Source organism: Burkholderia sp. Ac-20344, from assembly GCF_017104975.1.
In the GTDB taxonomy this organism is placed as follows: domain Bacteria; phylum Pseudomonadota; class Gammaproteobacteria; order Burkholderiales; family Burkholderiaceae; genus Burkholderia.
In genome coordinates this window covers 158940-170826 of sequence record NZ_JAAGPP010000002.1, presented here as the reverse complement: position 1 = coordinate 170826, position 11887 = coordinate 158940, and the positions used below count along the sequence as shown (strand labels likewise).

10 protein-coding genes and 1 pseudogene are annotated in these 11887 nt (G+C 65.7%); 1 reads left to right on the top strand and 10 read right to left on the bottom strand.

All coding sequences use genetic code 11. From position 1 onward, the window contains the following. From glyA to G3N64_RS01590, 3 genes and pseudogenes are all read right to left on the bottom strand, one after another. Positions 1-202 (bottom strand): annotated as a pseudogene (gene glyA, locus G3N64_RS01600) (serine hydroxymethyltransferase); the annotation flags it as partial. Between the two features lie 244 nt (positions 203-446). Then, entirely contained in the window at positions 447-1226 is a 780-nt protein-coding gene (locus G3N64_RS01595; protein WP_205782020.1) for an SDR family NAD(P)-dependent oxidoreductase, read from the bottom strand. 33 nt (positions 1227-1259) lie between these two features. After that, the gene (locus G3N64_RS01590) at positions 1260-2507 is read right to left on the bottom strand and encodes a D-arabinono-1,4-lactone oxidase (RefSeq protein WP_205782019.1); all 1248 of its coding nucleotides are present in this window, start codon (positions 2505-2507) and stop codon (positions 1260-1262) included. A gap of 168 nt (positions 2508-2675) precedes the next feature. Between G3N64_RS01590 and G3N64_RS01585 the strand changes: the two genes are divergently transcribed. Next, positions 2676-3680, top strand: coding sequence for a helix-turn-helix domain-containing protein (locus tag G3N64_RS01585; RefSeq protein WP_205782018.1), 1005 nt, complete (start codon positions 2676-2678; stop codon positions 3678-3680). Between the two features lie 68 nt (positions 3681-3748). On the opposite strand, the gene G3N64_RS01580 is transcribed toward G3N64_RS01585, so the two are convergent. From G3N64_RS01580 to G3N64_RS01550, 7 genes are all read right to left on the bottom strand, one after another. Beyond that, positions 3749-4168 (bottom strand): 2-oxoglutarate dehydrogenase, encoded by a 420-nt coding sequence (locus G3N64_RS01580; RefSeq protein ID WP_241020711.1) that lies wholly within the window; start codon positions 4166-4168, stop codon positions 3749-3751. Between the two features lie 65 nt (positions 4169-4233). After that, a complete protein-coding gene (locus G3N64_RS01575; protein WP_205782016.1) occupies positions 4234-6090 on the bottom strand; it encodes a peptidase S10 in 1857 nt (618 codons plus the stop codon). 720 nt (positions 6091-6810) lie between these two features. Continuing rightward, positions 6811-8625, bottom strand: coding sequence for an ExeM/NucH family extracellular endonuclease (locus G3N64_RS01570; protein ID WP_205782015.1), 1815 nt, complete (start codon positions 8623-8625; stop codon positions 6811-6813). 221 nt (positions 8626-8846) lie between these two features. Next, positions 8847-9788, bottom strand: a complete 942-nt coding sequence (locus G3N64_RS01565) for a CopD family protein (protein WP_205782014.1) — start codon at positions 9786-9788, stop codon at positions 8847-8849. Further along, positions 9785-10165 (bottom strand): copper homeostasis periplasmic binding protein CopC, encoded by a 381-nt coding sequence (copC, locus tag G3N64_RS01560; RefSeq protein WP_205782013.1) that lies wholly within the window; start codon positions 10163-10165, stop codon positions 9785-9787. Before copC ends, G3N64_RS01565 begins: the two co-directional genes overlap by 4 nt. A 14-nt stretch (positions 10166-10179) precedes the next feature. Beyond that, positions 10180-10527 carry a copper-binding protein gene (locus G3N64_RS01555; RefSeq protein WP_205782027.1) on the bottom strand — a complete coding sequence of 116 codons (348 nt, stop codon included), beginning with the start codon at positions 10525-10527 and terminating at the stop codon, positions 10180-10182. A 64-nt stretch (positions 10528-10591) separates the two neighbouring features. After that, entirely contained in the window at positions 10592-11887 is a 1296-nt protein-coding gene (locus tag G3N64_RS01550) for a copper oxidase (RefSeq protein ID WP_205782012.1), read from the bottom strand.

Here is an 11887-nt window from a genome sequence, read left to right as displayed (position 1 = left end):
CGCCGTAGTAGCGCTTGCCCGGATACCCTTCCGCGTACTTGTTCGTGAGTTGCGAGCCCTGCGCGGCCATCACGGCCGGGCTCGTGTAGTTTTCCGACGCGATCAGCTCGATGTGATCTTCCTGGCGACGGTTTTCCTGCTCGATCGCTGCAAAAAGTTCCGGATCGACGTTGGCAACGGTGCTGGTAGTGCGATTGAACATGATGATTGATCAAAAAGAGAGTGAATGACGGACCGCGGAATGCCGGCTGCATGGTGGTTCGGCCTTCGCATTCCATCAGACGCGCCCCCGTTCAGATAGAAGGATTCCGACAATCCGCTAGGACACACCGCGCGCCGTGCACGCAAAAAAAATCGAAGGGTCGCATCGCGGCGACACCTTCGACGGAACTGGCCGGCCTGGCAGGCTTCGCGCCTGCCCTTCGGCTTCTTGCGAAAACCGGTAATCAGACCGCGGAGAAACAGTTGTCGACGAACAGATGGGTGCCGTTGACGAAACTCGACTCGTCGGAAGCCAGGAACAGCGCGGCGGCCGCGACTTCGGACGGCTCGCACAACCTGCCTTGCTGAACGGCGATCGCCGCCTCGGTCGCGTCGACACCCATCGCCTGCAAGTCCCGGAGTTCGCGCATCCCGTGCGGCGTGCGGATGAACCCCGGCGCGAGCGCGTTGCAACGGATCCCGCGGCCGCGATACTCGACCGCAATCGCCCGCGCGAACATGTGGCACGCGCCCTTGGTCGCGTCGTACAGCACCTCGCCCGGCGTCGCGCACACCGCCGAAATCGACGACGTGCAGACGATGCTGCCACGCCCCTTCTCCAGCATCTGCGGCAGCACCGCTTTCGTCATCAGGAACATGCTCTTCACGTTCACGCCCATCAGCCAGTCCCATTCCGACTCCTCGATATCGAGGAACGGTTTGACGATCAGCGTGCCCGCGTGATTGAACAGGATGTCCGCGTTGCCGTACTGCTCCCGCGCCGCATCGACGGCCTGCTGAACCTCCGCCTGCTTCGACACGTCGGCGCCAAAGCCGATCGCCTGCAGGCCCGCGTCGCGCAGCCGGGAAGCCAGCGCTTCGGCGGCGTCGCCGTCGCGGTCGATGATCGCAACCTTCGCGCCCTGTGCGGCGAACAGTTCGGATGCCGCGCCACCGCAGCCGCCCGCGCCGCCGCTCACGATGGCGACCTTGCCGGCCAGGCGGCCGTCAATCTTGACATTCATTTGTCCTTCTCCAGTCTGGTGCGTTCGGTCTGCTCAACTGAACAGCGTCCGCAAATGATCGTTGAGGAAGTAGCCTTCGGGGTCCACGCTGCGGCGCAGTGCGCGGAACGCTTCGGCCTTGGGGAACCAGCGATCCACGTCGTCGCGGTTCGTGAAATGCAGCTTGCCCCAGTGAGGACGCGAGCCGTAGTCGCGCAGGATCGTGTCGACGTCCTTCAGGAACGGCCAGTAGTCGACGCCGTTCGGGCCGCCCGAGCATGAAATGGTGACGCTGTCCTGGTGGTTGAACGGGCTGATCCACGCCGGATCGCCCTTCGTGAAGCGGTATTCGACCGGGAAAATGCAGTCGCGGTGCTTCGTGAGGATGAGCTCGCGCACCCGGCGCAGCGCTTCCTTGCCGTGTTGCGCGGGCACCGCGTATTCGAGCTCGTGGAAGTTCGGCACGTAGTGGATCGCGTACACCTCGGCGCTGTAGGCGATCTTCTCGTGCTCGCCTTCATGGAACGCACGTGAGTCGGTGACATCCATCACCTTGATCTCGCATACGTCGTAGTCCTTCTTCGAATTCGACACCTTCGTGGTGTCGGGCAGGCAGTAGAGCTCGCGGCTGGCGGACGTCGGGCACCAGAAGAAACCGAAATGCCGATGCTTCGCGGCCAGGTCGTCGTATTGCTCCATCAGCGCTTCGAAATCCTCGCGCCATACCCGGTCGTGCAGCCAGAACGCATCGGTCACCTGCAGCGTCAGCTCCGACACCACCCCGAACATCCCGATGTTCACCTGCGTCGCATGCAGCAGGTCGAGGTCCTGCCGGTCGCTCACTGTCATGATCGAGCCATCCGGACGCACGATGCGCATCCCGACGACCTGCGACGACAGGTTGCGCAGCGTCGTCCCCGTGCCGTGCGTGCCGGTGGCCAATGCGCCGGCGATCGCCTGCGAATCGATGTCGCCCTGGTTGACGAGCGACAGGCCGCGTTCCTTCAGGTGCCGCGTCACCGCATTGATCCTGGTGCCGGCCTTCACGGTCACGCGCTTGCACGCTTCGTCGACGTCCACGATGCCCTGGTAATCCTGCAGCGACAGCAGCAGGCCGCTGGTGGCCACGATCGGCGTGAACGAGTGCCCCGATCCGGAGCAGCGGACATGCTTGCCCTGCCGCGTCGCGGCATGCACCCGCTCCGCGATCTCGGCCTCGCTGGTCGGCGATGCCAGGTGCGCGGCCACGCACGACTGGTTGCCGACCCAGTTTCTCCAGAATCCGCCACGGGGAAGTTCCATCGACGTCGCTCCGGCGTTGTAGTCATGCCAAAGGTAGGCCGTCGAAACGCTTTTCACTATCGGATTTCGGCAAGTTAGGGTTTTGACGAGGCGGCGCCGGCACGGTTTTTTGACCGGCGTGCCAAGCGGCTACAATGAATCGATCCGGCCATCCCCTTCCCGCCCCCGATGACGCCGCCTGCCCACTCGAGCGATTTCTCCCGCGATCCGCTGTTCGCGCGCACGGTCGCGTTCTGCGCGTTCACCGACGTGGAGGAACAAGCGCGCTCGTTCGACGGCTGGAACATGAACTACACGCAGATCTCCGGCGGGCTGTTTCACGGCTCGTCGTCGATCATGTCGTTGGGCGGCATCAAGCTGCTGGTCGAGGATCTCGACAAGGTCATCCTGCAACAAGGCGCCGTGCCGTCGGAGCGGATCGCCGTGGCCGTGCCGCTGGAACTGGAAGGCCACGCGCGCCTGTGCGGCGAGAAGAGCGGGCGCGACAGCCTGCACGTGTTTTCGAGCCAGCCGGCATTCGAGTTCTATTCGCCCGACCGGCATCTGCTCGTGAATGTCGAGATCGAGCCCGAGAAACTGTCGACGCAGGCGCTGCGCACGGTGGCCGCGTCGCTGCGCGCGCAAACCCATGCGCCGGTGATCCCGATGGCGACCGGTATGGCCGACCATCTGCGCGACCTGCTGCGCCAGACGCTGGCCGCTGCGGCAAAAGCCACGCGCATCGACGACGTGGCGACGCAGGACCGGATCGAACTGCTCGAGCGCACCGTGCTGTACGCGATCTCGGAAGTGATGACGGCCGCCAGGCCGGACGCCGGCGCACAGATCGTGCGCCCGACGAAGTACTGGTCGCTGGTCAATGCGGTGCGGGAGCGGCTGCAGGACGCCTCGACCTGCCCGCTGTCGATCGCCGAACTGTGCGTGCAGCTCGGCGTCAGCCGGCGCACCGCGCAATACGCGTTCCACGATACGTTGAACCTGAACCCGATCGCCTACCTGCGGGCCGTGCGGCTGAATCACGTGCGCCGCGAGCTTCGGCTCGGCGACTCCGTGACGTCCGCCGCCACCAAGTGGGGCTTCTGGCACCTGAGCAGCTTTGCGCAGGACTATCGTGCGATGTTCGGCGAGCTGCCGTCGGCCACCGCGAAGCGCTACGCGCGCCAGGCCCGCTAGCGCCTGCCGCTCACCTTCCGGCAGCCGGTGCGAAGAATTCCGCACCGGCCGCCGCCCTGCCTGCTACGTCACTCGTCCTGCTGTTCCTGCTGCGCCTGCACCTGACGCTGCTGGATGAACTGCCGCACATCGCTCATCGTCACGCGGCCGGTGTGCTTCGTGTCGATCTCGTCGAAGTGCTTCGACACGAAGCCGAGACCGCTGCTCTGCGCCTGCGCCTTCGTCACGGCCGCGCCGTTGCTCAGCACCGTATTGGCGCCGAGCCGCGCGTCGACACGCTGCTGCGCCTGCTGCTGCAAGGTCGCGCCGGTCGACGGCAATACCGGCGCCGCCCGCGTGGCAGGAAAGAACGGACCGTCGACACCGCGCCCGCCGTGCGGCAGCTTCACCGGCGCCACCGCCTGTGGCGGCAACGCATAGGCACTGCTCGTCACGGCACCGAGGACGATCAACGGAAACATACGCCGCATCAATTTGATTAGGGACATGATCACTCGCATTCAATGGATGAACAGAGGGTTCCTTTGACAAGGAGTCCGTCGCTCAGCGTCGCTCAAGGGGCCGCCGCCAGCGTCGCCGCGGCTGTCGCGGCTGTCGCGCCCGGTGCGCTGCCGGTCGGTACGCTGGGCGGGTTTTCATCCGGCCACGGCGGCGGCAGTGTGTGCAGCGTCAGCGCCGTCGGAATCCGCGCGCCCTTGTAGAACGTCTTCAGGTCCCGCTTCATCTGCGGACGGGCGACGTCGTCCAGGTAGGTCATGTGGCCGCCCTGGAAGAAGTTCACCTGCAGCTTCGGATTCAGGCCCTTCACCGTCTGCAGCCGCGCGAGTTGCTTCTCGGTGTTGAAGAACGGCGTCGCGAGATCGTGGAGGCCATTCTCCGCGAGCACGCGAAGCTTCGGGTTGAGCTGCAGCGCACCGAGCAGATCGGGGATCGTATCGGGCATCGGCTGGCCGTCGTGCGTGAAGTCCCAGACGCCGATGATGTTGTCGTTCAGTGGCAGGTAGGTCGCATTCGGTGCGGTGTAGCCGAGGTAGTCCGGCATCTGCGTCGCGAGCGCGTTCGTGAACGGCTGCGAAATCAGGATGTCGGACGGGTCGCCGTCGTTCTGCAGCCGCGGATCCGAGTTCGGCAACGACACGCGTCCGTCATACCGGCCGATCGTCGTGCCGGGCAGCAGGCTCGTGCCGAACGGATTCGCGTTGAAGTAGCCGCGCAGCGCCTGTTGCGTGAGGCTCGACGGGATCGACCACAGCCTGAGCGTCGCATCGCTCGGGAACACCGGCGTGCCGAGCGCATCCGGAATGCCGAGCTGGCTCAGCACCCACGACTGCGAGTACTTCTGCAGCTGGTTGTAGATCAGCGTCGTGAACAGTTCCGTCTGCAGTGCGTACAGATCCGGGTTCACCGGTGCCGGCGAAACCTGGTTGAAGTACGCCGCGACCGCCGCATAGCCCGGCAGGTAGCCGGCCACGGTATCGGTTTCGAGCAGCAGCCCCTCCGTCGACTGCGTGATCGCCACGGCTTCCACCGCGTCCGCGAAGTAATTCAGGATTGCCGACTGCAGCACGATGCCCGTCAGGTGCACGCCGGCCGATTCGAGCGCCAGCGCGAGCATGTCGGTACGCGGCGTGCCGTACGACTCGCCGTACAGGTAGATCGGCGACGTGCTGCGGCTGTTGACGTTCAGGTAGCGCTGGATGAAGTCGCGCATGATGTTCACGTCCGCATCGGAACCCCAGTACTTCTGGTTGGTGTTCGGCAGCACGGCTTCCGACAGCCCGGTGCCGGGCGGGTCGATGAACACGAGGTCGGTGGTGTCGATCAGGCTCTCCGCGTTGTCGACGAGCGGGTAGTTCGGCCAGTTGCTGCCGAACAGCGGATCGGGCGTGGCCACGCGGGTCGGCGCGAACGAGCCGAGCCGCAGCCAGATCGACGACGAGCCGGGGCCGCCGTTATAGACGAACGTGACGGGGCGCGGCTTGCCGTTGGTGCTCGGCGCGGTGTACGCGACATACGACATCGACGCTTCCGCATTGCCGTTCGCGTCCTGCGCGGTCAGGTGGCCGGTGGTCGTCGTGTAGTTGACGGACGTGCCGCCGTTTTTCCACTGGTAATGCATGACGGCCGCTTGCTCGGACACCTGCGCGGGCGCGAGGCCGTCGGTCGCGTTCATCGAATACGCGACCAGGTCGACGTAAGGCTGGTTGGCCGGCGTCGGGCTACCGGCTGCTTGTTGCGCGCCGGCCTGCTGGCTGGCGGTGGCCTGCGCGAGGCTCGATGCGCCGACGGACGACGAATCGTCGCCGCCGCATGCCGCGAGCGCCAGCGTCATGACGGTCAATGCACCTAGCCCGGCCCACCGGCCGTGACGGCCACGGCGGCTGCCGGTACAGCTCCTGTCTGGTTTCATCTCTGTCCTTTGATTCGGATACCGCTTCACAAAGGCCGCCAATGCCTGCGAAACGCGCAGGCCGACCCGCCACTCGCGTTGCACGGTCGGCAGTCGGCGGTTGGGGATTGGACTTCTAAGAGACTGAACTTGATACAGACACAGCAAACTGCCGGCGAGAATGGTGCTTGGACGCCCCCTGCAGTCTGGACAACTTTTGTATAACCAAAATTTACGACAACACAAAAATAGGCGGTGCTGCGCCGCGTTGTCAAAGATCATTCGGATATTAAAAATCCCGCAATGATGCTAACGGCGGACAGTGTCTGGCAATTGAAAGAGAACGGGATTATTCGTTTAATGAACGCCTTGCCGGCAATAATCCGCTGGATATCCAGCCTTTCTCGTACAACCAGGAATCCTTTCCTGCATGGATGCCACGTCTTGAAAGCCTTCAGATCGCCGGAATTTTTCTTTCATTTTAATTATTCGCGATCGATTAATGCGGCGCGATGGCACGCATAGTCCGTCACTCGATGACTCGATTCACTTCAATCATGCTTCAATCGATGTTTTTATCCGCGCTGCACGATCCATAAAATACCGATTCCGTTAATTCGCGAAATTTTGACGGAACTATTTACCAGAATCAAGCCGGCTTTACCGGATGAAGCGAAGCGCGGCGTGCAGCCTCGCCGCACGCCGCGCCTCACCCGTGTTCAATCCGCGTTCAATCCGCCATCAATGCCCGCCGCCCGGCAGCGCGATATCGATCAGCACCGGATCGTGATCCGACGAACGATACGCATCCGGCGCATAGAACGTCTTCTGCTGCTCCGCCGATTTGTACGCGAGCGTGTACTGCAGCGCGAGCGGCTCGTCCGCGTTGATGTGCCATTCGTGCACGGCCTTCACGTGCGACGCGAGCGGCAGCGTCGCGAGCGCGTGATCGAGATAGCCGGCTTCGCCGTTGTACACGTAGCTGTACGCATTCGCGCCGATCCAGCGCGCGACGAGGTTGCGGTAGCCGCGCGCTTCGAGCGTGCGGATCGGGTCTTCGTACGTGTAGCTGTTGAAGTCGCCGATCAGCAGCACGCCCTGGCCCGCGACGCCCGTCGGGTTGCCGGCGAGCCAGTCGGCCACCTTCGCCGCCGCGCGCGTGCGCGTCGGGTTCCAGCAGCCCTGGCCGTCGCCCTGGTCGAGATCGTCGTTCGTCGCGTCCGGGCAGTTCTTCGACTTCAGGTGGTTGACCGCGACCGTCAGCGACTGCTTGTTGCCGCCGGTCAGCCTGAACGACTGCGCGAGCGGCTGGCGGTTCTTGTCGTCGATCGCGAGCGTCGCCGCGCGGCCGACCGGTTCGACCTTGCGGCTGTCGTAGATCATCGCGACCGTGATCGCATCGCCGCCGAGGCGCGACACGCCCGGATCGACGACGCGCCACTGATTGCCGAGCTTCGCCGCGAGCTGGCGCACCGCGCTCAGTTCGCCGTAGCCGTTGTTCTGGATTTCCATCAGGCCGATCACGTCCGCATCGATCGCCTTCAGCGCGCTGACGATCTTCGCTTCCTGGCGCTGGAATTCCTGGTCGTTCTTCGCGCCGCGGTTGTTCGGATCGTCGAAGCCGCCGCCGAGACCGTTGCCGTTGAAGTAGTTCAGGACGTTGAACGACGCGACACGCAGGTTCGATTTCGGATCGCGCGCCGGTGCGCGGGTGCGCGGGTTCGTGCGCGCGTCGAATGCCGGCGCGGCCGCACCCGGCAGCGGTTGCACGCGCCATGCGCCGTAACGCACTTCGAGCACGCCTTCGACGTCGCGCACCGTGTAGCCCGCGCGCAGCGTATTCGCGGCCGACAGGCCCGGCGCCGGATACGGCACGGTCGCGGGGTTCTGCTTGTTCGAGCCGTCGTCGAGGACCAGGCGGTTGCGTGCGTTCGCATCGATCTGCGTCTGCGCCTGCGCGGGCGGCACGACGCTCGTCGGCGTGCGCAGGCGGCCGTTGCTGAGCATCACGCTGCCGTAGCGGCCGAGTTCGTAGTTGTCGGTGACGTTCAGCGTCTGCGGCAGGCGCACCCGCATCCCTTCATACGCGGCGAACGCGTTCGGGCTGTCGACCGGCAGCGTGAGCGTCGCGGGCGTGACGGTCTGGTTGTTCGCGCACACCGCGATCGCGCCCGACAGCGTGAGTTGCGTCTGCCCGTATTTCTCCTCGACCTTGCCCGTCACGTGCACGAGATCGCCCGCTGTCGCACGCACTTTCGGCGCGTAGACGAACAGGCCTTCGGACACCCCCGGCTGGTTGCGGCGCTGCGCGTCGGCCTGCTGGACGAAGAAGCCGCCGAAGCCGTCCGTGCCGCCGAAATCGGCGGTGACGACGGCTTCGATCGACACGTTCTGGCCGGCGAGCGGCGACGGCGCGCCCGGCCCCTGGATGTCGGCGATCGGCGTCGTGCTGCCGCCGCAGTTCGGGCTGACGGGTGCGGCCGTGGCGGCGAAAACCGGCGCGGCAAGCGTCGGAAGCAGCAATAGCGGGGTGAGGAGGCGGATTGTCGAGCGCATGACGGGGAATCCCGGTTGTGAGGGTGGCGAAAGCTTAGCGGCGCTCAATGACAGTTTTTGGTAATCGAAAGACAGGCCGATGTAATTGTCGTTATCGCGCCGCGATCGCCATCGAGCACGCATTTACGCGTGAAAAAGCGGGGGAGTCGTCTGATGAAACTCCGCCGAGCCCTTGGCGATTCCCCCGCGAGCCCTCACTGCCGCAGCGTCGCGCCGTCGCGCTACGCCGTGCCCGGCAACGCGCTCGACACGAGCACGGCTGCGACCATCAGCACGCCGCCGAGCACGACCGCCTCCACCCGCAACACGGTGCCGAACCGTTTCAACGAGCCGGCCGGCAGCGCGGCCGCCGGATCCTTCAGCGCCGCCAGCAACTTCGGCATCCCGAAGAAGCGGTTGTGTCCGCCGAGCGCCGCCGCGATCAGCACGAGCGCGAGCTTCAGCAGCAGGATCTGCCCGTACGTCGACGCGAGCAGGTTGCCGGGCGTATCGACGCCGCGCCAGCCGTTGTACGCGCCGGTCGCGAACAGCACGATCAATGCGTAGGTCGACGCATCGGAAAGCGACTGCACGAACGACGCCCCCGTCGCGCGTTCGCTCGCCGGCATGCCGGCGAGCCGCGGCATCACGCCGAATGCCGTCACGAGCACGAGCCCGACCCACGCGCTGATCGCCAGCAGATGCAGCCAGTCGACCCACACCGGCACGCTGAACAGCCCGGCATCCACCGGATGCCCGCCATTGCTGCGCGCGAGCGCGACGCAGGCAAGCGCGGCCCCTATCGCGAACGGCACGCGCGTATCGTTCGCGCGCCTGACGAACGACAGCACCACGACGACGAGCATGAACACCGCACCGGCCAGCCACGCATGACCGAACCCCGTGCCCGCGAGCATCGCGCGGACGGCCGGCCCCGCTTCGCGCAACGACACCTCGCTCATCAACGCGCAGTGCGCCCAGAACGCGGTGACGCTCGCGACCAGCGACACGACGGACGCGATGCGCAGCGTCGCGACGAGCCGCCGCCCGATGCCGTGCTGCCATGCCGACGCGCCCCGCGCGAGCCAGTGGCTGCCGAGCAGCGCACCGACGACGACGGCAAACCCGGCGTTCTGGATCGCCACCGACACGAGCCGCAGGAGACCGACGAAGCCCTCGTTCACCCCTTCACCCTGAACGTATAGGTGCCCTTCGTGCGATGCGCGTCGGCCGTCATCGCCACCCACTGCACCGTGTACGCGCCGGGCGCGAGCTTCGGCATCGCGACGGTCATCACACGCGGGCTCGCCGCATCGACCTTCGCCTTTTCCTGCGTGACGGCATTGCCGTTCGCATCCGACACCTTCACCGAGCTGAATGCCGGCTCGAGATCTTCGTTGAAGGTGAGCCGCAACGTGTCGGGCGCCGTGTCGACCGTGCTGCCCGTCGCCGGTGCGGCGCTTTCCAGCTTGCCGTGCGCGGAGGCCGCGACCGGTGCGGCCGCGAGGATCGCACCGGTCGCGACGATCGCGGCCAGCCGGGTCAGGTTCGTGATCTTCATGTTCTCGCTCCGCGTCACGGCTTCTTCAGCTCGACGACGGTCAGCGCGCCGTCCACGTCTTCCGCGACGAAGTCGACCCTGTCGCCCGCCTTGACCTGCGACAGCATCGCCGGGTTCTTCACCTTGAACACCATCGTCATCGCGTCCATCCCGAGGTTTTCCAGCGGGCCGTGCTTGATCGTCAGCTTGCCGGCGGCCGTGTCGACCTTGCGGATTTCACCGTGCGACATGCCCTGCTTCGCCGCGGCTGCCTGCTTCGCGCCGCCGCTCATGTCCATGCCGGCCATGTCGCCGGCCGCGTACGACGCGGCGGAAAACGCCAGCGCACCACCCATTGCCATCGAAACCAGTCCCTTCTTCATCATGTCGACTCCCGAGTCAATGAAACGAAACCGGCGGCCGCACCGCGCAGCCGCCGCATGCTGCTCAGCCGTCCGGCAGTTCGCCGGTGTACTCGTACGCGACGGTGCCCTTCGGATGCCGGAACCAGCCCGGATCGCGATAGTCGTTGCGGCCGAGCCCCTGCCGCACCTTGCAGACCGTGAACATGCCGCCCATCTCCAGCGGCCCGAACGGGCCCGTGCCCGTCATCATCGGCAGCGTGTTGTCGGGCAGCGGCATCTCCATGCCGCCCATCGCGCCGCCCGTGCTGCCCATCGCCATGTAGTCGGGCACCAGCTTGCCGATGCGCTGCGCGAGATCCTTCTGCGGCACCCCGATCAGGTTCGGCACCTGGTGGCCCATCGCATTCATCGTGTGATGCGACTTGTGGCAGTGGAACGCCCAGTCGCCCGGACGATCGGCGGTGAACTCGATCGCGCGCATCTGGCCCACCGCGACATCGGCCGTCACTTCCGGCCAGCGCGCGGCCGGCGGAATCCAGCCGCCGTCGGTGCCCGCGACTTCGAAGCTGTAGCCGTGCAGGTGGATCGGATGGTTCGTCATCGTCAGGTTGCCGAAACGAATCCGCACCCGGTCGCCCGCGCGCACCGGCAGCGGATCGATGCCCGGAAACACGCGCGAGTTGAACGTCCACATGTTGAAGTCGGTCATCTCGTTCACGCGCGGCGTGAAGCTGCCCGGATCGATGTCGTAGGCGGCGAGCAGGAACACGAAGTCGCGATCGACCGGCATCGTGCCGCGGTCCTTCGGATGCACGATGAACATGCCCATCATCCCCATCGCCATCTGCACCATCTCGTCGGCGTGCGGGTGATACATGAACGTGCCGTGCGATTCGAGCTGGAACTCGTAGACGAAGGTCTTGCCGGGCGGGATATGCGGCTGCGTGAGGCCGCCGACGCCGTCCATCCCGTTCGGCAGCCGCAGCCCGTGCCAGTGGATCGTCGTGTGCTCCGGTAGCCGGTTGGTCACGAAGATGCGGACCTTGTCGCCTTCGACGGCCTCGATCGTCGGGCCCGGCGACTGGCCGTTGTAGCCCCACAGGTTCGCGTTCATGCCGGGCGCCATCTCGCGCACGACGGGCTCGGCCGTCAGGTGGAATTCCTTCCAGCCGTTCTTCATCCGCCACGGCAGCGTCCAGCCGTTCAGCGTCGCGACGGGCGTGTACGGGCGGCCGTTCGGCGGCACGAGCGGCGGCTGCGTGCCGGTTTTCGCCATCGTGGGCGCTTCGGGCAGCGATGCGGCGCCGGCCTTGCTGACCATCGCGGCGCCCAGCAGCGCGGCGCCCGAGCCGCTGAGAAATTGTCGACGGGACACCAT

Bases quoted from the DNA above. Each gene is read 5' to 3' on its own strand.
- G3N64_RS01590 (WP_205782019.1), bottom strand. From the start codon at position 2,507: ATGGAACTTCCCCGTGGCGGATTCTGGAGAAACTGGGTCGGCAACCAG.
- copC (WP_205782013.1), bottom strand. From the start codon at position 10,165: ATGAAGATCACGAACCTGACCCGGCTGGCCGCGATCGTCGCGACCGGT.
- G3N64_RS01550 (WP_205782012.1), bottom strand. From the start codon at position 11,887: ATGGTGTCCCGTCGACAATTTCTCAGCGGCTCGGGCGCCGCGCTGCTG.
- G3N64_RS01585 (WP_205782018.1), top strand. From the start codon at position 2,676: ATGACGCCGCCTGCCCACTCGAGCGATTTCTCCCGCGATCCGCTGTTC.
- G3N64_RS01570 (WP_205782015.1), bottom strand. From the start codon at position 8,625: ATGCGCTCGACAATCCGCCTCCTCACCCCGCTATTGCTGCTTCCGACG.
- G3N64_RS01575 (WP_205782016.1), bottom strand. From the start codon at position 6,090: ATGAAACCAGACAGGAGCTGTACCGGCAGCCGCCGTGGCCGTCACGGC.
- G3N64_RS01580 (WP_241020711.1), bottom strand. From the start codon at position 4,168: ATGTCCCTAATCAAATTGATGCGGCGTATGTTTCCGTTGATCGTCCTC.
- G3N64_RS01595 (WP_205782020.1), bottom strand. From the start codon at position 1,226: ATGAATGTCAAGATTGACGGCCGCCTGGCCGGCAAGGTCGCCATCGTG.
- G3N64_RS01555 (WP_205782027.1), bottom strand. From the start codon at position 10,527: ATGAAGAAGGGACTGGTTTCGATGGCAATGGGTGGTGCGCTGGCGTTT.